This is a genomic window from Shouchella clausii (genome assembly GCF_002250115.1).
Lineage (GTDB): Bacteria > Bacillota > Bacilli > Bacillales > Bacillaceae_D > Shouchella > Shouchella clausii.
In genome coordinates, this window is record NZ_CP019985.1 from 1,876,142 (window position 1) to 1,896,939 (window position 20,798).

The 20,798-nt window shown below is 43.3% G+C and carries 19 protein-coding genes and 1 CRISPR repeat array; of the genes, 14 read left to right on the top strand and 5 right to left on the bottom strand.

Annotation, left to right across the window (positions count from 1 at the left end):
- Positions 1–131: 131 nt before the first annotated feature.
- Positions 132–641 (bottom strand): hypothetical protein, encoded by a 510-nt coding sequence (locus BC8716_RS09070; protein ID WP_094425015.1) that lies wholly within the window; start codon positions 639–641, stop codon positions 132–134.
- A 412-nt stretch (positions 642–1,053) separates the two neighbouring features.
- A CRISPR array of direct repeats spans positions 1,054–1,952; the repeat unit is 32 nt; unit sequence GTCGCACTCTTTGTGAGTGCGTGGATTGAAAT.
- Positions 1,953–2,110: 158 nt separating this feature from the next.
- On the opposite strand from BC8716_RS09070, the gene BC8716_RS09075 reads away from it, so the two are divergent.
- The 6 genes from BC8716_RS09075 to BC8716_RS09100 all read left to right on the top strand — a co-directional run bounded on the left by BC8716_RS09075 (position 2,111) and on the right by BC8716_RS09100 (position 9,534).
- Positions 2,111–2,620 carry a hypothetical protein gene (locus BC8716_RS09075; RefSeq protein WP_094425017.1) on the top strand — a complete coding sequence of 170 codons (510 nt, stop codon included), beginning with the start codon at positions 2,111–2,113 and terminating at the stop codon, positions 2,618–2,620.
- 389 nt (positions 2,621–3,009) lie between these two features.
- On the top strand, positions 3,010–4,032 hold the full coding sequence (locus BC8716_RS09080) for an extracellular solute-binding protein (protein ID WP_094425019.1): 1,023 nt from the start codon (positions 3,010–3,012) through the stop codon (positions 4,030–4,032).
- Between the two features lie 63 nt (positions 4,033–4,095).
- Entirely contained in the window at positions 4,096–5,190 is a 1,095-nt protein-coding gene (locus BC8716_RS09085) for an ABC transporter ATP-binding protein (RefSeq protein WP_094425021.1), read from the top strand.
- 1 nt (position 5,191) lies between these two features.
- Positions 5,192–6,847, top strand: coding sequence for an ABC transporter permease (locus tag BC8716_RS09090; RefSeq protein ID WP_094425023.1), 1,656 nt, complete (start codon positions 5,192–5,194; stop codon positions 6,845–6,847).
- Positions 6,848–7,100: 253 nt separating this feature from the next.
- On the top strand, positions 7,101–8,771 hold the full coding sequence (locus BC8716_RS09095; protein ID WP_094425025.1) for a sensor histidine kinase: 1,671 nt from the start codon (positions 7,101–7,103) through the stop codon (positions 8,769–8,771).
- A gap of 4 nt (positions 8,772–8,775) precedes the next feature.
- Positions 8,776–9,534 carry a response regulator transcription factor gene (locus BC8716_RS09100; protein ID WP_011248484.1) on the top strand — a complete coding sequence of 253 codons (759 nt, stop codon included), beginning with the start codon at positions 8,776–8,778 and terminating at the stop codon, positions 9,532–9,534.
- 117 nt (positions 9,535–9,651) lie between these two features.
- Here BC8716_RS09100 and BC8716_RS09105 read toward each other — a convergent pair whose 3' ends face one another.
- Positions 9,652–10,749, bottom strand: coding sequence for a response regulator aspartate phosphatase (locus BC8716_RS09105; RefSeq protein WP_094425027.1), 1,098 nt, complete (start codon positions 10,747–10,749; stop codon positions 9,652–9,654).
- Between the two features lie 374 nt (positions 10,750–11,123).
- Here BC8716_RS09105 and BC8716_RS09110 point away from each other — a divergent pair, with 374 nt between their 5' ends.
- Positions 11,124–11,846: a gamma-glutamyl-gamma-aminobutyrate hydrolase family protein gene (locus BC8716_RS09110; protein ID WP_094425029.1), complete on the top strand. Its 723-nt coding sequence runs from the start codon at positions 11,124–11,126 to the stop codon at positions 11,844–11,846.
- Positions 11,847–11,952: 106 nt separating this feature from the next.
- On the opposite strand, the gene rbsK is transcribed toward BC8716_RS09110, so the two are convergent.
- Complete coding sequence (rbsK, locus tag BC8716_RS09115; RefSeq protein ID WP_094425031.1) at positions 11,953–12,831, bottom strand: ribokinase; 879 nt, start codon at positions 12,829–12,831, stop codon at positions 11,953–11,955.
- A gap of 220 nt (positions 12,832–13,051) precedes the next feature.
- A complete protein-coding gene (locus BC8716_RS09120; RefSeq protein ID WP_094425033.1) occupies positions 13,052–13,276 on the bottom strand; it encodes a hypothetical protein in 225 nt (74 codons plus the stop codon).
- A gap of 323 nt (positions 13,277–13,599) precedes the next feature.
- On the opposite strand from BC8716_RS09120, the gene BC8716_RS09125 reads away from it, so the two are divergent.
- Positions 13,600–14,205, top strand: a complete 606-nt coding sequence (locus BC8716_RS09125; RefSeq protein WP_257007349.1) for a peptidoglycan-binding domain-containing protein — start codon at positions 13,600–13,602, stop codon at positions 14,203–14,205.
- Positions 14,206–14,390: 185 nt separating this feature from the next.
- Here the strand turns inward: BC8716_RS09125 and BC8716_RS09130 are convergent.
- Positions 14,391–15,622 (bottom strand): IS3 family transposase gene (locus tag BC8716_RS09130; protein ID WP_094425037.1). Its coding sequence is split into 2 segments (ribosomal slippage): positions 14,391–15,331 and positions 15,331–15,622, totalling 1,233 coding nucleotides; the frame shifts between segments, so codons are not numbered across the junction.
- Positions 15,623–15,711: 89 nt separating this feature from the next.
- Between BC8716_RS09130 and BC8716_RS22295 the strand changes: the two genes are divergently transcribed.
- The 6 genes from BC8716_RS22295 (at position 15,712) to BC8716_RS09155 (ending at position 20,795) form a co-directional block, all read left to right on the top strand.
- Positions 15,712–15,873: a hypothetical protein gene (locus BC8716_RS22295; protein WP_157730386.1), complete on the top strand. Its 162-nt coding sequence runs from the start codon at positions 15,712–15,714 to the stop codon at positions 15,871–15,873.
- 558 nt (positions 15,874–16,431) lie between these two features.
- Positions 16,432–17,430, top strand: a complete 999-nt coding sequence (locus BC8716_RS09135) for an MsnO8 family LLM class oxidoreductase (RefSeq protein WP_094425039.1) — start codon at positions 16,432–16,434, stop codon at positions 17,428–17,430.
- Between the two features lie 17 nt (positions 17,431–17,447).
- A complete protein-coding gene (locus BC8716_RS09140; protein WP_094425041.1) occupies positions 17,448–18,263 on the top strand; it encodes a MetQ/NlpA family ABC transporter substrate-binding protein in 816 nt (271 codons plus the stop codon).
- Between the two features lie 14 nt (positions 18,264–18,277).
- The gene (locus tag BC8716_RS09145) at positions 18,278–19,294 is read left to right on the top strand and encodes a methionine ABC transporter ATP-binding protein (RefSeq protein ID WP_094425044.1); all 1,017 of its coding nucleotides are present in this window, start codon (positions 18,278–18,280) and stop codon (positions 19,292–19,294) included.
- Complete coding sequence (locus BC8716_RS09150; RefSeq protein WP_094425046.1) at positions 19,294–19,941, top strand: methionine ABC transporter permease; 648 nt, start codon at positions 19,294–19,296, stop codon at positions 19,939–19,941. Before BC8716_RS09145 ends, BC8716_RS09150 begins: the two co-directional genes overlap by 1 nt.
- Positions 19,938–20,795 (top strand): MetQ/NlpA family ABC transporter substrate-binding protein, encoded by an 858-nt coding sequence (locus tag BC8716_RS09155; protein WP_257007350.1) that lies wholly within the window; start codon positions 19,938–19,940, stop codon positions 20,793–20,795. Before BC8716_RS09150 ends, BC8716_RS09155 begins: the two co-directional genes overlap by 4 nt.
- Positions 20,796–20,798: the final 3 nt, after the last annotated feature.

The following is a 20,798-nucleotide window of genomic DNA, read 5'->3' on the forward strand; positions in this document are numbered from 1 at the left end:
AAAAGGATTGATGGGTCCTACACGTACCAGGGATACCCGCTCCCTTGCTCTCCAGATCCAGAGGAACGTTGTAGTAAAAACCCGAATCCATAAATAAAGGTTCGAGCTTTCCAACGGGTATTTACATACGGTTAGTAACGTCTTTCCCTATTCCGAAGTACAAACAAAGCGATCGGTGCATAGAAAGGAATAATCGATAAGACAGTATGTATCCATGCTTTTTTTGCATAGGCCTCGTAAAGGCGGTATACGATGTAGATAAGCAGAACCCATAAAGTAATCGACACGAACCGATAGATGGGCTCTGGGATTTTAACTAATAAATGGATGTATAATTGATGGAAGGGAAGAAAGCGAAAGACAATGGTGACACACCCAATGAGTAAGACCTTTATGCCCCCATTTCCTCGTAGTTTCCCTGAAATCAATTCACCGACAATCCAAAACTGAGCAATCGGTATCCAGCTTAGCCAAGGGTGACGGATATGGGCATTCTTGGCCATTCTCGATAAAGCAGCGGCCACTATTAAATGAGCAATAAGCCAAAGGATAAATAAACAAATATATAGGAACAACATCAGATTCAGTACAAGAAGAAACGATTCTCTTATCTCCTCAGGCGATTGAGCATACGCCGTCATAAAAAATGCCCCCTTCCCATCTATATAATCAATGTTTAGGATGCCCTCATTAAAAAAGCAAGCGTTACCAACATCCTAACACATGGACAAATCGTGTGTCTCTTATTGTAAAAACGGCGGTGGTGTTAGATAGAACCCTTAGTATTACAGAATACAATACGGTGGAACGATCCTTAAAGGCAAACGATTCTCGATTTCTTCAATAAGCATTCGCCGATGCTCACTTTTCTCTAGTGCGAACCTTAAGCGCACATAAAATCCCTAGATCACCCGCACCAAAAACAGCCTCGAATATGAGTTTCTATGTACAAAAATGTAATAATGTGACCTTGTTGGGTGTGCTATGATAAGAATTAGAAGGGGAACCATTCGTTTTCGGTTGTATATTTCCGGAAAATGGGTGAAATTCGCTGTCGCACTCTTTGTGAGTGCGTGGATTGAAATCGTAATATAGTCCGCGCCGATAAAAGGGTTGTCTATGTCGCACTCTTTGTGAGTGCGTGGATTGAAATAAATCCATATGCTTTTAGTTTTTGAATTGCTGATGTCGCACTCTTTGTGAGTGCGTGGATTGAAATTTCGGGCGCCGCTCTTTGAACTTAGGCACAGCCCGTCGCACTCTTTGTGAGTGCGTGGATTGAAATAGCCCCTATATCGTCAAGGACCAATAAATCACAAGTCGCACTCTTTGTGAGTGCGTGGATTGAAATCTCAGACATATAATCCTCTCCACGACAGGTGGGGTCGCACTCTTTGTGAGTGCGTGGATTGAAATCTTTAGCTTATTAATTACGTTTTCCATTACTATCGCGTCGCACTCTTTGTGAGTGCGTGGATTGAAATAATATACAAATCAGTTATGCGTTCGATGAATTCTTTGTCGCACTCTTTGTGAGTGCGTGGATTGAAATAAAGATCACTGCACACCCACCAGTGCGTGACCACGTCGCACTCTATGTGAGTGCGTGGATTGAAATAACGATGTCCATTAGGTCGTTTAACGAGCAATTAAGTCGCACTCTATGTGAGTGCGTGGATTGAAATTCTTCGAGTTCAATGATTTTCACAGTTGCTTCTAGTCGCACTCTATGTGAGTGCGTGGATTGAAATTCGAAAATGGCGGCGACTTGCGCCACTTGCAGAAGGTCGCACTCTATGTGAGTGCGTGGATTGAAATGGTTATTTTGCATAGGTCGCCTCCACTGAGATTTTGTCGCACTCTTTGTGGGTGCGTGGATTGAAATAACGATATAGCGAACATGCTGCAAATCATCTATGTGTCGCACTCTATGTGAGTGCGTCGCATAAACTAAGACAAGCCCCACCGCTTGCTGCAACAAGTCTTTCCCTGCTCAATTCGAGTGCAAAATACGTTTCTCTTACTAGACCAACAAGTGCATCACACCTATAAATACACGTATTAAAACACAAAACTAGAAAGTAAATTCCAATTAAGGGAGGAGTAAACAATGGAAGAGAAAGAAATGTTAGAGCTCTTGTTACAGAAGGTAACTGACCTGGAATTGGGGTTGAAAGAGCAAAAAGCGCATAATGCTGTAGTTGCAAAAGATTTAAAAGAACAAAAAGCGCATAATGCTGTAGTTGCAAAAGATTTAAAAGAACAAAAAGCGTATAATGCTGCGGTCGCAAAAGATTTAAAAGAGCAAAAAGCCCATAATGCAGCCTTCGCAAAAGACTTAAAAGAACAAAAAAATTATACTGCCGGAATCACAGAGGAACTAAAAGACCAAAAAGAGCACTACCTGGCCATGGTACAAGATATCAAGGAATTAAAAGAAGATCAGCTCATAATTAAGCAAGCGGTGCTTGAAACAAATCGAAGTGTAAAGAATATTAAGACAAATATCGAGAATTTGAGTGACCAAGTGAGTCAGTTATCTGAAGATCAAAAATCAGTACGGGAGATTTTAGGCGATCATGAAGTGGCGATTCGAACGCTTAGAAGGAAGCCGGTTTAAAAATTCTTGTGGGAAAATTAGGTAATACCCTTCTGAAACATAAAAAAATAGTAGATGATCTTTTTCCGCAATTATTTCGTTGCGGATTTTTATTTTCTTCTTATAGATTCCTTAGAGAGAACATTTCAACATTTATAACAATATAACAAGGTTTTTAAAGCGTATTTCCCCCATGCAGTTTGGCATCAAATCGTTACACCCAGCCACTGTCGATACTTTATCCTTTCAAACACCCCCCATGCAGTCGCATAACTCAGCACCATTTCCCTCATGTCCGTTCCTCTCTTGATAAAAATCGTTTCTGAATTTCGGATGTTTTTTTGCGATTTTAGGATTAACGTGTGGTTGAGTCTGCTTTAACATAAGGAATAGCAAAAGGAGGGATTGTTTTGAAAGCGCTTAAAAAATTCGGTGTAGTGGTCGGTTTGGCTGTTGCGGCAACGGGCTGCGGCGGGAATGGAAGCAGCGGCGATAACACATTGGTCGTGTATACAACGCGTAGTGAGAGTTTGAATGAAGCGGTGATTCCCCAATTCGAGAAGGAAACGGGCATTCGCGTGCAAATGATTTCGGCTGGCACAGGGGAAGCGATTACCCGGGTCGAGTCGGAGCGCAATAACCCGCAAGGCGATGTGTTGTGGGCGGCCGATATCACGATGCTTTATGATAAAACCGATTTGTTTGAGGAGTATGTGTCGCCGGAAGATGAATATATGATGGAAGGGTTTAAAAACACAACTGGTTATTTTTCGCCTGCCTTTTCTGATCCGACGGTGTTTATTGTCAATACCGATTTAGCGGGCGATATGAAAATTGAAAGTTTCCAGGATTTGTTGAATCCAGAGTTGAAAGGGCGAATTGCCTTTGGCGACCCTGTCAATTCAAGTTCGGCGTTCCAGTCGTTAATTGCAATGCTTTACGCTGCGGGGGACGGCGATCCGATGTCGGATCAGGCTTGGGAGTTTGTCAAAGCGTTTGTAGCCAATTTGGATGGCAAAGTGCAAGGCAGCTCCGGCCAAGTGCATAAAGGCGTGGCCGACGGTGAATATGTTGTTGGATTGACATGGGAAGATCCTGTTGTCCATTACAAGCAAAGCGGAGCAGCGGTTGAAGTCGTGTTTCCAACTGAAGGGGTTGTCTACCCAGGACAGTCGATCCAAATTATTAAGGGCACAAAAAATCTAGAGAATGCCAAAAAATTTGTTGACTATGTGTTATCGGAAGAAGTGCAAAGCCGTACGGGGCAGGAGTTGACGGTTCGGCCGCTCCGTGAAGGGGTAGAGGTGGCTGACTACATGACACCACAAGAGGAAATCAAGCTGTTTGATGAGTATGACGAGATGTTTATTATCGAGAACATGGATGACATTACCGCTCGTTATGTCGAAGTGCTTGAAGGTTCAATGGATTAAGGGCATTGGCATGCTTGCTTGTCCGGCTGGCATGCCTGATTGTGAATGGAAGGAGGCAGTAAGATGGGTGTAGCAATTGATATTGACAATGTGGTCAAAATGTACGATGAGCATACAGTTATTGATGGGTTGTCGCTCAAGATTGAGCCAGGCGAATTGTTTACGTTATTAGGTCCGTCTGGTTGTGGGAAAACAACGCTCTTGCGGATGATTATCGGTTTTAATTCTGTGGATGGCGGTGCGATTAAAGTCGATGGCCAGCGCATCAATGATGTTCCTGTCAGCAAGCGGAAAATGGGGATGGTGTTTCAAAACTATGCGATTTTTCCCCATATGACAGTGGCAGAGAACATCGCTTTTGGGTTGAAGACACTTAAGGAAAGCAAGGCGCAAATGCAAAGCAAGATTGATCATATAATGAAGGTCGTTCACATTCAAGACCACCATAGCAAAAAGCCAGATAAGCTTTCAGGGGGCCAACAACAACGGGTTGCACTTGCCCGGGCGCTTGTCATTAATCCGAATGTTTTGCTAATGGATGAGCCGCTTTCGAACTTGGATGCGAAACTGCGGATTGAAATGAGAAATGCGATTAAAGAAATTCAGCAAGAAGTGGAAATAACGACCGTTTATGTAACCCATGACCAAGAAGAGGCGCTGGCGATTTCTGACCGGATTGCTGTCATGAATAAAGGGGTGATCCAACAAATTGGCAAACCTGAACAAATTTATTTGCGTCCGTCGAATTTGTTTGTTGCCCAGTTTATTGGCACTTCCAATGTGATTAAAGCGAAGGTTGAAAAGCAAGGCACTGATACGTTCATCGTCTTTAATGGCGAATACAAAGAAAAGCTTGAGAACGTTGTAGAAACGGTTGAAAATGGGCAGGAAGTGCTGGTATCTGTCCGTCCACAGGAATTTACGATTACGCAAGAAGCAAGTGCCATCGCTGGCGTTGTCGAAAGCACGATGTTTTTAGGGATCAATACTCATTATCTCGTCACCCTTACGACTGGAGAGCGAGTGGAAGTGGTGCAACATATCGAAGACAAAGCGATTATTCCAGAGGGAACGAATATTTATGTAAAGGTGAAGCCGCACTTAATTAACTTGTTTGATGTGGCGAATGAACAAACGCTCATGAAGGCAGGTGAGTGACATGCGGCCTAAAGCGTTCAATGGCTGGAATTGGATCACGCTGTCAATTGTGCTATTCTTTGCTTTATTCATTTTGTTTCCGGTTGTGTTAGTCTTGAATAAGAGCATTTATAATGGGGAAGTGGGGCGTTTCACGCTTGAACATTTCTCGCTCTTTTTTGAACGGAAGTTTTATTGGGTGACACTGTGGAATAGCATCAAAGTGACTGTAGTAGCGACGCTCTTGGCTGTTTTGATCGGTCTGCCTCTTGCTTATATGTTGCGGCGAGTGAAAATTTTCGGAAGTGGCATTGTCCAAATTCTCATTATTGTCTCGTATATCTCGCCACCGTTTATTGGCGCCTATGCGTGGATTCAGCTACTCGGCCGAAGCGGCGTTATTACAAAATGGATCAATGATACTTTTCAACTTCAGTTTGATGGCATTTATGGTTTTGCCGGAATTGTACTTGTACTAACATTACAATCATTCCCGCTTATTTTCATTTATATTTCTGGGGCATTGAAGAACCTTGACAATTCATTGATCGAGGCAGCGGAAAGCCTTGGCTATTCTGGGGTGCAGCGCGTCGTTAAAATTGTCGTTCCGCTGATTGCACCGACGATTCTGGCCAGCTCGCTCCTTGTCTTTATGCGCGTAATCGCTGATTTTGGCACACCGATGTTGATTGGCGAAGGGTACAGGACGATTCCTGTTTTGATTTATACGCAGTTTATGAGTGAAGTCGGCGGCGATGCAGGCTTTGCGGCAGCACTTGCGTCGATCTTTATTATCGTGACGATTGCTTTGTTTCTCGTGCAGCGAGTGATTGCACGGCAATACTCGTATTCAATGTCGGCCCTGCGGCCAATGGAAACAAAGAAAAGCACAGGCATGAAAAATTTGCTTAGCCATGTGGCTGTTTATGGGGTCACACTATTGGCGATTTTGCCGCAGCTCGTTGTCGTCTACACTTCCTTTTTGGAAACGATCGGCGGCCAAGTGTATACAGGAAAGTTCTCGTTGCAAAATTATGAGAACATCTTGTTTAACCGCGATTTGTCGATGATTTTAAATACGTACCAGTTAGGCTTGATCGCGATCGTGGTCATTGTCATTCTCGGGATATTGATTGCGTATTTAACGGTGCGCAAACGAAATAAAGTAACATCGTTGCTTGATACGGTGTCCATGCTTCCTTTTGTCATCCCTGGTTCTGTGTTAGCAATGGCGCTCATATTCGCTTTTGGCGAAGCACCTCTGTATTTAACGGGAACGAGCTTGATTATGGTGCTAGCCTTTGTGATCCGGCGTATGCCTTATACGGTTCGTTCCAGCACGGCGATTGTTAGCCAAATTAGCCCGAGCATGGAAGAAGCGGCCATCAGTCTTGGCGCTTCCGAAAGGCGGACATTTTTTCGGGTAGTCGTGCCAATGATGATGCCTGGCGTGTTGGCGGGCGCTATTATGAGTTGGATGACGATCCTTGGTGAGTTGAGCGCGTCGATCATTTTGTATTCAACCAATACACAAACGCTCGCCGTTTCGATTTATACGGAAGTAATCCGTGGAAACTTCGGCAATGCCTCTGCTTATTCGGCGATTTTAACGGTAACGTCAATTTTGTCGCTGTTTCTCTTTTTTAAGTTGACAGGCAAAAAAGAAATGAACGTGTAATCTGCAGAAGAACGCTCAGGCTAGGAGAAAACGCTTGCCAGCCGAGGAGAGCGTTTGTCTCAACCGTACTTAGACTGATAGAAAACGCTTGTCAGACGAGAAGTGCAGCCGAGGGAAGATGCGAATAGAACGGGGGTTCATGAGCGAATGAGTGAGGCAAACGACGAAGTATGCGAGCGTTTGTCTACAGTCTAAGGGCTGCTTGTAAAAGGCAGCCCCTCGTTGTCCTATCATCATAGTGGGGTTGACCGCGATGGAACGCAGACGGATGAAAGATGATATTCAACGGTCGTTTTTAACGAACGCCATCGTCATTATTTCCGCGATTTTATGTGTATATCTATTGTCTTTGCTTTTTTTATTCAATGTATCGATTGTGCGACCGAGCCAAGCGACAAATGAACGAGTGGCTAAAGAGGTCGAAGCTGAGTTTGCCCACTATAAAGAGGGAATGGCCCGTTTAGTAGCCGATGAACAAATTAGAGCGTTTTTACGTGGCGAAGGAAAAAGCGGCGAAGTGAATCAATTGCTTTACGACTTCCGTAATGCGCAAACGTTTCAGTCAGACTTTGTCTTGTTGGATAGCGAAGCGGAAATTGTCGCGACAAGCTTGTATGAAGGGCAGAAGGAACAATTGCAGCAAAGCCCGGTCTTGCGGGAACAAATGCAAAAAGCAGAGGAACATCCATTTACAGGGGAGTATGTCAATAAACGAGCGTTTAACGCTGGCCAAGGAGGCGCTTACGTGTTTGCCGCTGCGGTTGAAGAAGGGGAAGGGCGTACAGGTTATTTGCTGTTCTTGCTTGAACATACCCTCCAGTCGGCTAGTGAGCAAATTGTATTTGTCACCGATTCATTTTATAATGCCGTTTTTTATAGCCATACAATCGGAATTGGCGCCCTTGGAAAATTAACGATTCCAACCGATGGATTCCTTGTCCAGTATGACGGCAACCCTTTTTATGTGACGAAAACAGAAGTCGCTGGTCAGCCGATTCAAGTGATCACGCTCACATCGGTTAAAACGTATCAGCTCCTGTTGTTGTATGGCCTCTTGGCGATGGTCGTTTCAAGCTTTGTCATGTTGGCTGTTGTTTGGCTGGTTACTCCAAAAATTTTAAAAAAGACGCTTGAACCTTTTGATGCGCTAGTCGCGCGGATTTCTTCAAAGAATAACCATCTTCATTTTCAACAAACAGACCATGTCTTTGCAGAAGTGCAGACGATTTACGAGGAATACACGAATAAAGTCCATGAAATTCAAGCACTTGTTGATAAAAACGAAGAAATTCTTGAGAAAAAACGCTTAAGTGAAATTAAACATTTAGAGGCAAAATTTAATCCCCACTTTCTTTACAATGTATTAGAAATGATTAAATATGAAACATTGGCTAACCCAGAGAGCGCAGCGGAGATGATTGTCAAAACAGCGAAATTGATGCGCTACAACGCTCATTTTGGCGACACGACCGTTTTGTTGGAAGAAGATATCGCCTACTTGCAAGACTATTTTGCTTTGCAAAAAATGCGCTATGGCAAGAGGCTCGATTACACGATTGCGATTGAACCAGAGCTAGGCCGTGCCCGTGTGCCGAAACTGCTGCTCCAACCATTGATTGAAAATGCCATTAAGCACAATATTGACGGTATCCGCTGTTTAAACGTTGATGTAAGCGCCTATTGGGAAAACGGGGTCCTCACATTTGTGGTAGAGGACAATGGGCTCGGCATGACGCCTGGAAAAGTGGCGAAAATCAAAGCGATTATGGCAGGAGAAATGAAAGAGACGGCGCATACCGGTTTAAAAAATACACACCAAATGATTCAACTGCTTTACGGGCAACGATACGGGATTGACATTGCTTCAGCGCCGGAAAAAGGAGAGGGGACAACCGTCCGTATGCACATTCCATATGAGGGGTGACAACATGCTAAAAGTGGCAATCGTGGAAGATGAACCGATCCTGTTAAAAGGGCTGCTCTACCGCGTGGACTGGCTAAGTAACGACTGTACGGTCGTCGGTGCCGCTGAGGATGGGGCAGAAGGGCTGAACCTCATTAAACAAACAAAACCGGACATTATTATTACAGACATCCGCATGCCGTTTAAAGACGGTCTGGCCATGTTAAAAGAAGCAAAAGCCGACCATTCCTTTGAAGCCATTATTTTATCTGGTTTTGGCGAGTTCGATTACGCCAAGCAGGCGATCACGATTGGCGTCCATGATTATTTGCTAAAACCAGTTGATATGCATGAATTGGAGGCTACCTTGCAAAAGCTTGTGCAAAAATTGCAGGCACAAAAAAGCAACGATCATTTAACAAAACAAACAAAAGTGTATAGCCATCTTCTCGACTTGGGGAGAGGCAGCCATTCAACCTATGTCGCCGAAATTATGGACTTTATAAAAAAACACTACCATGAAAAAGTAACGTTAAAAGCAGCAAGCAATGAAATTGGCCTTTCCACAGTCAGCTTGAATGACAAGTTAAAGGAAAAAACAGGGTACAGCTTTAATGAATTAGTCACACGCTACCGCCTTACTAAGGCAATTAGCTTGCTTCAAGACGAAAAGCTGCTTATCTATGAAGTCGCCGAAAAAACCGGTTTTAGCGACTATAAGTATTTCAGCCAAGTGTTTAAAAAATATACCGGCATGTCGCCTAAGCAGTTTTGCGGCAAATAGAAAAGCAAGAGAGAAGGCGGCACCTCCTGCGGGAGCCGCTTTAATTGGTTGCTCCCCTGCTTAGCCGAGTGTTTAGTTTTGCCTGGCCATTGGCGGCCTGCGCTAGAAGAGCAATGGTTATTGGCCTGCGCCTAATTTAAACAAGTTTTGCTTAGCGTGGTAGGCAATTTTTAAGTATTTTAACGCCAATGTTGTATGTCCGGCTTGTTCAAAATAAGTCGCTGCTTCTTCTGCAAGCTCGTCCACTTCAAAGTCAAAGCCTTCCGTATCTAACTGCTCAATTGCTTTGTCAATCAGTGCATAGTTGCCTTCTGCATATAATCCTCTAGTCGCTAAACATCGTGCTTTGTATTCTTTATTTCGATAAAACTCTGCCCCGATCGCCGCCTTTTTCAAATAAGGCGCGGCGTGTTGGGGCAAATTCAAACGATACAATGTATTGGCTAAATTGTACGTGTTTTTGACGCCGATAAGGGTATGCTGGAATTCATGGTAAGACAATGTTTTTTCAAACCATTGCCGAGCTTGTTCGTAATGGTGGTACCTAAGGGCGTTCAGGCCCAAAGCGCGAAGGACCGCCATTTTGGAAAAAGGGTATGGATGAGCTGCGGCGAGCGCTTCATTAAGAATCAGAACCGCCTTATCGTATTGCTTGGTTTCCGAATAAATGCCCCCAAGGATCGTTTGGCAATGAATGGAACGTTCCTTGTTTCCTAAACGGTTAAATTCGACGAGTGCTTCTTCAATATAAGAACCAGCAAATGGGTACTGGCTGATCCGATAAAGGGAGAGGCCCATATAGTAATGAAATTCAGCTTCTTCTTCTCTGTTTTCCACATATTCGAGCAAGCGTTCAGCTTTGCGGAATAAGCGAATGGCAGAGCGATAGCGTTCATTGACAAATTCGTTTTGTCCGCATGAAAAATAATATAAATACTTCAATAGATGGTCCACTGATTCCTCAGCTACCATCCCGGCCCTCTTCAACATTTCGTCGTCAGCGCCGCCTTGGCTAGCTTGTTTGCACATAAGACGGTAGCGAAAGTTGACGAGTGCATAATAGGCGAGCAAACGTTCATTTTTTTCGATCTGCTTAAACATGGCGTCAACTTTTGCCTTTAATTGTGAAGCTTGTTCCACGGAACGGGCAATGATGCAACTGTACCACTCGGCAATTGTGGCTCCTGCTTTCTCAGGGGAAACAGCAACGGTCATCTTTTATCACCTTTCATTGAAAATTTGTTCAATTACGTTCAGTCGTTTTACATAAAAAAACGAGTGACAGCAACAGTCGTAATAAAAAATGAAGCCACTTACCAAAACAGAATAGCGTGTTGATCGTTTGTTCGAATGAAGCTTGTTCGTTTATTATCAGCGATTTATTGGGAAATCGTCAAGACTTTTCGGCTTTTTTTACTGAATGATTTGAATAATTATGCGGAGGAAGAGTACAAACCATTTTTAGCAATGTCCAGGAAGAGGCGGCGCTTCTAGGACCACGGTGTTAGGACGAAAGTGCATGGCAAGGTATGTTTTCCAGACGGACAAGCAACACTAACAGCAAGCAATAGAAAGAGAGGATGCTTGCGATGGCTAAACCAGTAATAGGAATTACGAGCACAATTGCCCTTCATAATCAAATTCCAAGTGTAGACCTCGCTGAGAAGGTCGTCGAAGCCGTCATGAACGCTGGAGGTGTGCCGATCGTGCTCCCTGTAGGGAACGTCGAGCTCGCTTCTGATTGGATAAAAGCATGCGATGGCTTGATCTTAAGTAGCGGCGAAGATGTAGATCCATATTTATATAAGGCTGAACCTTCACCGAAACTGCAAAAAACATTTAAACAACGTGATGAAGTAGAAATTGCACTAGTCAAACAAGCTTTGCAGCAGAAAAAGCCGATTTTTGCGATTTGCAGAGGCATTGGCGTCTTGAACGTTGCTTTAGGAGGAAGCTTAATGCAAGACATTGAAACAGCCCTGCCAAATGCTTGCAAACACTACCAAGAAGCAGGCCGCACAGATGTGACTCACCGTATTCAGATTGTGAAAGATAGCCTGTTGCATCAGGTGATCGGCTCCGAAGAGATAAGGGTGAACAGTTTGCATCACCAGGCAATCGGCAGGCTTGCTCCACCATTAAAGCAGGTCGCATCGGCCGCTGATGGTGTCATTGAGGCAGTAGAAGGCAAAGCAGGAATGCCCTATGTCCTTGGCGTCCAATGGCATCCAGAAGAATTAGCAGCAAACGATGCAGCGATGGCACGGTTATTCACTGTGTTGATTGAGAGAGCGAGTGAGAAGTCCCTATAGGCGTTTTGTTGCTGTACGATTGGCGAGTCGGCCACAACTCCATATTCTTCAAAACCCCAAGCAAAAGACGACTGAAGGCCCTTCCCTTTAGGAAAGAGCCTCTTGTTTATGATAAGCCTAGACGGACCAACACTTGTTGTTTTGACGGCATCCCTGCCTGTGCGCCTGCCTGTTCTACTGATAGCGAAGCAGCGGCATTAGCGAACGTCACCGCTTCGGTTAATTGCTGGCCAGAAGCCAAAGCTGCAGCAAGAGCGCCATTGAATGTATCGCCTGCTCCGGTGGTATCGACGACGTTTGCTGGGAATCCGTTCACTTGAACGAGCTGTTGGCCGTCGTGGTAGGCAGCGCCTTTTTTTCCTTCTGTTACAAGCAACTTGTTTGGATATCTCTGGACCGCTTGTTCAACCGATTGCTTAAAAATCGTCTGGCACTCTGTTTCATTTGGAGTGATATAATCAACGAGATCAAGCAACGATGACGGCAACGGCTGTGCGGGGGCAGGATTTAGAATGACGATGCATCGTTCTTCCTTGCCTATTTTAGCGATTTTCTCGATAAAAGGGAGCGGCACTTCAAGTTGAAGCACGAGGACGTTTGTCTGTTTGAACACATCACGGTATTGGGCGGCATCCTCGGGCTTCCAACTGAAATTGGCTCCAGGTGCGACAACAATCGCATTGTCGTTGTTTGTGACCGTAATCATGGCTACGCCTGTATGTCCGTCCTTCTCAACCTCTATGTAATCCGTGTTAATTTGTTCGTTTTGTAAGTTGCCTGTGACGAGCTTTCCGTACGGGTCACTGCCGACTTTGCCTATCATCGTCACGTCAGCACCAAGCCTCGCCGCAGCAACTGCTTGATTGGCCCCTTTTCCTCCTGGATTCGTTTGAAACTCGCCGCCAAGCACTGTTTCCCCTAAGACAGGCATGGTGCCCGTATGGACGACAAGATCAATGTTTATACTGCCAACAACCGTAATCAATGGATACGCCTCCTCTTCCGAATGACTCCATTTTACTATAAATCGTTTTGCCAGAGAAATTTCTTTCAAACAGATGTAGGACGCCAAATTGAGCCAATACGTTTTTTGCTGGAGAGGACGATAAAAGGCGCGGTAAGAAACAATAAAAGCGAAGCTTCCTTATCAAAGGGGCTTCGCTAAAAGTCGATAACCGATCTCTATATTGTGACTCAAAAAAAGCTTAAACAGACGTACATTCTTTTTTGCACATGGAGTTTGTCCAGTGCTCCATGATGGCCGCTTCCTTATAGTCGTTGTCAATGACATGGATGGCTTCAGGTTTGTGCTTAATGAGGCGCAAGACTGCCGCAGCCATCTCCTGCTCATCGCTAGGCGTGGCAAAGGCAAGTGACTCTAACGCGCTTATAAATTGTTGGTTTAACATATCATAACCGACTGCATCCATTGGAACCATCCTTTCAAAAGTGTTGCTATTAGTTTGTACCTTTTTAAGCGAGAGCGCAAACATTATGCTTGGGGGAGTGACCGAAGGCGATGGTTGTTACGGAAGAGGGTGTTTTTCTTCCACGTGTAATGAATGAAGTAATATCAATTTCAAATAATGCTGAGGTTAAGGGGATCTAGGTGCTATTGTTTATTCTCGTTAATTTTGTAGTATTCAGCACATATTGGGTCTATTGGATAAGGGATTTATGTACAAACTATGTGCGATTTCAATTTATTTAAAATGTACTATGAGGAAGAATATAAAATTAAGGAGTGAGCATATTGAGTGATCCGGCAGTAAAAATAGTTCAACAATGGGTAAACAACACATATCGTAACCGAACAGGATATGGTGAAGAAATTGAAGAAAATGGGAGAACCGGTTGGTCTACTGTTTATGCACTAACAAGAGCTTTACAAATAGAACTAGGTATTGCTAATCCAGTAAATAACTTTGGCCCTACAACAGAATCTCGGTATATAGCATGGGGGGAAATGGAAGAAGGGTCAGTTCCAACGGATGAAAAAGGTCAAAGGATCGTAAGGATATTGCAAGGGGCATGTTATTGTAAAGGTTACGATCCTGGTGGTTTTAACGGATTTTTTGGTCCCAAAACCAAGGCAGCTGTGCAACAACTACAGACCGATGCAGGATTACCTAATCGAGACGGTAAGGTATACGCGTATATTTTTAAAGCTTTTTTGACAATGGATGCTTACCGACTTACTCGAAATGGAAGTCAGACTATCCGCACGATTCAACAAGAGCTTAATAATAAGTATTACAAAACTGCTGGTGTACAGCCTTGTGATGGACATTACCAACGTCAGACGAATAAGTCCCGGATTAACCCCCGAATTTTGGACATAAGCTCACTTATTCTCTGATGATCTTACTTTCTTGCTGTTTGGATCTCCTTTACATATTTGTTAAACAGCCAAGTGGCTTGACATGGAGCCTCTGCGGGCATAATTCCGCTGCCAAGACACTAGCTTTTAAAAGGCTTGTCTGCACCGAACAAGGGTATCATGCCCGCCCCTCCATATAAAGCCGTGCTCAGACCTAGTCGGCCCTAGACACGAATTTCCTTGATTTTCATAGGTTGTGCCTTACTCATTTCGTAAAACTCTGTTGGTGAAAGATCAAGAAGACAAGAATGCATCCTTCGATCATTGTAGAATCTCATAAACGCTGAAACTTCTTTATACGCTTCTCCATATGTTTCAAATTGAAATCGGGCTAGGCAGTCTTCCTCCAGGATTCGGTGAAAAGATTCAATATGGGCATTCATATTTGGCGTTTTTGGAGGAATCCTTTCGTGTTCCACCTGAAAGCTTTCACATCCCTGTTCGAAGACATGGGAAATAAACGGAGGTCCATTATCCGATCGGATGATCGGTTTCTTTTCCTGATCGAACTGTTGTCTCTTTAGTAGCGCTCGTTGTAAGGTCTGTTTGGCCTCGTCGCCACTGCAGCTAAGACCGATATGATAGTCAATAATAGAGCGATCATATACATCAATATAGGAAAGGATAAAGAAAAATCGATCTTCTCCTTTGATATAACCGTATTTGATATCCGTTTCCCAAAGCTGATTGGATTCTGTAATGATTCGGTTTCTTGCTAGTTTTCTTGGATAAGACACCTTCTTTTTTCGCTGTGGTTTTAAAATGTCAAGTTCCTTACACAGTCGGTATACTTTTTTCTTATTTATAATAAGTCCATATTGCCGTCGAATCATGTTCGTCAGTTTACGATATCCATAGGCGTATCCATCGCCTGCAATAGCTTTCAAAAGCCATTCTTTTATTTGTTCATCTGAAGCTTTATTACCGTTCTCAAGGATGGAGTAACCTGGTGCAGGGCGTCCCTCACTTATTTGTTTTTCCTCAACCTTGCCCTTTTTTTGATAGTAATAGGTGGAGCGAGGAATACCAATGATCTTAAGCACCTTCTGTTTGACATAGCCTCTTTCAATCCATTTGTCGGCTATTTCAAGTTTTTCAGTAAGTGAGGGTTTTTCTTTTTTATCAAATCACGAAGGATGGCGATTTCTAGGTCTTTTTCGCCCAATAATTTTTTTAATTGATCATTCTCTTGTGACAGTTTTTTTGTTTCAATTGGACTTGTTTCAATGGTTAACGTAGCATTGTCAAATTTACCTTCTTTGTATTCTTTAACCCATCTATTCACCATGGTAGAGCTAAGTTCATATCGGCGTGCAACTAAAGCTGCATTCCCCGTTTCAATGGCTTCTTTACATACTTGAACCTTAAATTCTTGGGGATGTTTGGTTCGTTTCATGATGTCAGCTCCTTTGATATATTCAGTATAAATATTTTAGCTAGAGCTGTCCAAGTTCATTTTGGGGCTTAAGAGAAAGTACAATTCGATTGGCAAAAGAATTTGACGTTTCAAGCGAGATACAACACTCCCTTGAAGAAAGCTTAGAATTGACAAGACAAGCAATAGAGCAAAAAGATATTAGCTTATTGGAAGAAGCAAATGAATATTTACAAAAGCTTGATGAACAACATTGGTATGAAAAAAAATAGCAACCACTCCTAATTCCATGCAAACATAAATCATGGGATAGGAAAACGGTTGCTACAATTAGAAGAAAGGTTCCTTTCTGAAACCGGTTTACAACAAATGCACCCGTACGAAAATGGTGATGTTTCTTGGTAATATTAGAATATAAATACAACTTTACTCAGACACTATTCTTGCCCTTCTTTAATTTAAGATCTGAAATTTTGAACGATCTTTCAACTCTCTTTCATATACTTTAACGCCAGCTTGGTTTTTCCTTCCTTTTCTGCAAATTAAGCAGCTTCTTCTGCTAGTTCACCTACTTCAAAATCCATTCCTTCTTTTTCAAGATCTGTATTGGCCTGATCGATCAAATCAAAGTTGTTTTCAATATAAAGGCTTTCCATAAATAAGCAGCGGGCATCATATTCTTTGTTTTAAATGTAATATTGATTTAAACATCTATTGATAGAAATAATCTATCAATGAGTAGTTGCGGCCCAATTGGAGTAGTGCTATTATTTAGAACATTAATTCCAACAAAGTGCATAAGTATTATGTAGTATGAGGAGGTTAGGATAATGAAAATCAGTATATTGGACCAAAGCCCAATTGAAGGGAAAGAAGGAGCCGCCAAAGCTTTCAAAAATACGGTTCGACTGGCACAATACGCTGATCGAGCCGGATTTCATCGCTATTGGTTGTCTGAACATCATGGATTTAATGATCTTGCAGGCTCAGCACCTGAAGTTCTTATTCCTTATTTGCTTGCGAAAACAAAAAGAATTCGAATTGCATCAGGTGGAGTGCTCATCCAGCATTACTCACCTTACAAAATAGCTGAAACGTTTCAAGTCCTGGCCTCGCTCGAACAAGGGAGAGTCGATTTGGGAATTGGCAAATCTCCTGGAGGTTTGCCGGCGCACACGGAAGCGTTGCAGAGAGGTAAAGAAAAAGAGCCTTTTATAAAAAAGTTCACAGAGCTGCTGCAATTTCTTGAGAAATCACATGATGAAAAAGAACCATTCGTTCTGCCTCGTACTGAAAAAGCCGTTCCGGTTTATTTATTAGGAAGTAGTGCAAAAAGCGCTGCTGTAGCAGGCACTTCAGGTGTCCCGTTTGTTTTTGCTTACTTTGTATCAAGTGATTTCGAAGAATTCAAACGTGCGATTGCTGTATATCAAGCTCATTTTGTAGGGGATGAGCAAAAGAAATCCTTTTCTGTCGCAGTTGGAGTCATCGCTGCAGACACGGACGAAGAAGCGAAAGCGTTGCTCACCTCACCGTACTGCTACCGAGTTACAGTGAATGGACAGCAAACGATTACTGTTCATAATGAGGAAGATGCAATTCTGTATGGTGAAACAAGTGGCAATGTGTATCACATTGAAAAAATCGAATCGGGCACAATCTACGGGACGCAAGCTGTCATTGAGGAGAAGTTGGCTCCATTCGTGCAAGAGGAAGGGGTAGATGAACTAATTGTGCATACACCGACCGCGAACTATGATGCAAGATTACACTCCCTTCAGTTAATTAAGCAAAGTGTGCTGTTTACAGAGAAAACGACAAGCGCTTAACATCGAGGAGGAAAGACATGACGAAAAAACTATTATTAAGCAGTGTGGTTCTACTTTTAGGATTGCTCGCTGCATGTGCAGGAGAAGAGAGCGGTTCAGAAGGCAATGAGCAAGATAAGACGGTGAAAATCGGGGCAGCGTCAACGCCACATGCAGAGTTGCTTGAATTTATCGCAAATGATTTAGCAGAACAAGGAATTAAACTTGACATCCAGCATAGCACAGATGGTATTCAGACGAACCAGCAAACTGCTGATGGCGATTTGGACGCAAACTTTTTTCAACACACTCCTTATTTAAATCAAGTAAATCAAGATGCTGGGCTTGATTTAGTCGATGTGGCGGGGATTCATATCGAACCGTTTGGCTTTTATTCAAACGTATATGAGGCAATCGCCGAGGTCGAAGAAGGGGCAGCTGTAGCGATTCCGAACGATCCTGTTAATCTATCACGGGCACTTGAACTACTTGAAGCAAATGGCCTGATTGGTTTAAGCGATGGAAATGACGGCAATTATTCGGTGCAAAGCATTGAAGAGAATGAGCTTCGACTTGAATTTAAAGCGATTGACGGTCCTCTCTTGCCACAGGCACTAAACGATGCCGATCTTGTCGCTATTAATACGAACTATGCACTTGAAACAGGTTTAGAGCCTTTAAAAGACGCACTCATCATTGAAGGGGCCGATTCCCCGTACGTCAATATTCTTGTGACAACGCCGGAAAAAGCAAAGAGCGATGAGATTATAGCCTTATCCGAAGCGCTCCAGACGGATAAAGTCAAAGCATTTATTGAAGAAACTTACAAGGGTGCAGTTGTACCTGCGTTTTAAGGGAGGAATGGGATGTGATCGAGTTTCGTGGGATTGAAAAGACATTTCCGCAGAAAAGTGGGACATTGAAAGCTCTTAGTGAGATTCATTTGAACATTGAAAAGGGAGACATCTTTGGTGTTATTGGTCATAGTGGAGCGGGAAAGAGCACGTTGTTGCGGACAGTGAATATGCTTGAACGGCCTACAGCAGGTGATGTAATTGTTGATGGGAAGGTTCTTACAAAGTTGTCTGCAAAAGAAGTGCGCCGCGTACAGCGGAAAATCGGGATGATTTTTCAACACTTTAATTTGCTTGATTCTAAAAACGTCTTTGACAACGTCGCAATGCCATTGAAACTTGCTCGAACACCAAAAGATGAACTGATTCAAAGAGTTGACGAACAATTAGCCTTTGTAGGGTTAAGTGATAAACGTTCGAGTTACCCTAGCCAGCTTTCCGGAGGTCAAAAACAACGTGTTGCCATTGCAAGGGCACTTGCGGCAAGGCCGCATATCTTGCTATGCGATGAGGCGACATCGGCGCTCGATCCGAAGACAACCTCATCAATTCTAGATTTATTAAAACGTGTAAACAAAGAATACAACATTACCATTCTTTTAATTACGCACGAAATGAAAGTCATTAAGCAAACATGCAACCGAGTTGCGGTCATGGAAGATGGCCGCATTGTTGAAACAGATAGCTTGTTGAACCTTTTCTCACGACCAAAATCGAAGGCTGGCCGGGAGTTTGTACAGTCAGTGCTCCGTGATGAATTTCCGCCAAATTTGCTTGCAGCAGAGCAATCAGATGAGATGTCAAAGCTAATAAAGATGGAAATTTTAGGAGAAGCTTCAGGTCAAAACCTGCTTTCGCAAGTCAGCAAACAGTTTGCTGTAGAATCCTATGTCAAGTTTGGGAATGTGTTTGAACTGCAAGGTGTGCCATTTGGCCATTTGTTTGTTGAGTTAAAAGGTACACCAACTGAAATTCGCCGGGCAGAGCGGTATATTGCTGATCAAAATGCAGCAGTACAGGAGGTGATTTAATGGAAGTTGGAACAGATATGCTGTGGGAAGCTCTTATTGAAACGCTATATATGGTAGGCGTTTCTTTACTTTTCGGCTCGTTAATTGCTGTGCCTCTTGGGGTACTGTTGGTTGTGACTCGACAAGGTCATATCCTTGAAAATCGTTTCATTTATTCCATTCTTAATCCTGTTGTTAATATTATGCGCTCGATCCCGTTTATCATCTTACTCATTGCCATCATTCCTTTTACCCGTCTATTAGTGGGAACATCGATTGGTACACAAGCGGCGATTGTTCCTCTTGTATTGCACATTGGCCCGTATATGTCGCGCTTAATCGAAAATTCCCTTCTAGAAGTAAAGCCGGGTATCATTGAGGCAGCTCGTTCAATGGGAGCCCATCCACTTCAAATTATTATGCGTTTCTTGTTACCAGAGGCGTTTCCGTCTATTGTGCTGAGCATTACGATTGGAACGATTGGCCTCGTTGGAGCAACTGCAATGGCTGGTGCGATCGGTAGCGGAGGTCTTGGGAATCTAGCTCTTACTTACGGCTACCAGCGTTTCAGTACCATTACAATTGTTGTGGTTGTCATTATTTTAGTGATCATTGTCCAAGTGTTGCAGATGCTAGGAAATACGCTGGAAAGGAGGTTGCGCCATTGAATACAAGTAGAAAGGTGACGGCTGCTTTAAGCCTAATGTTACTATTAACTGCCGGGGGATGCACATCCTCCTCTTCTTCTGGTGCTGAGGACGACGAGATTCGTGTTGGAATTCGCAACTCTGAACAGCGCACGTGGGCATATTTGCAAGAGGTAGCAGCAGAGGAAGGCATCCAACTAGAATTGGTGGAATTTAACAGCTCGGTTGATCCAAATCAAATCTTGCTAGAAGGCGATATTGATCTAAATGCCTTTCAGCATTTGGCCTATTTAAAAACGTTTAATGAAAACCATGACGAGAGCATCGTACCAATCGGCACGACCATTATCGCTCCGCTTGGTCTTTATTCCAATACAATTACAGAGATCAATGAACTTCCTGACAATGGGAAAATTGCCTTGCCCAATGACAGTTCAAACTGGGGGCGTGCACTTGCTTTGTTAGAAGATGCAGGCGTCATTGAGTTAACGGATGATTTTAATGGATTAGGCGGCGAAGACAAAATAAAGAGCAACCCAAAAAAGATTGAAATTATTGCCGTTGATGCTGGTAATACTCCTCGTGCGATGGAGGACGTAGACGCTGCGATCATCAATAATGGCGTAGCGGTAGAGGCTGGATTGTCGCTAAGTGATGCGGTCATTCATGAAGACGAGACGGCTGAACCGTATATTAATGTGATTGCTACACTCGAAGACCGAAAAGACGACCCGACTTTTGCACGAATTGTTGAGTTATACCAAAGTGAGGAAACGGCTGCTTTTATCAATGAAACGTATGGGGGCAATTATTTGCCGACGTCCGTGCCATTAGAAGCAATCGCGTTTTATCAGGAAATGAGAGAGGGGGAGTGATTG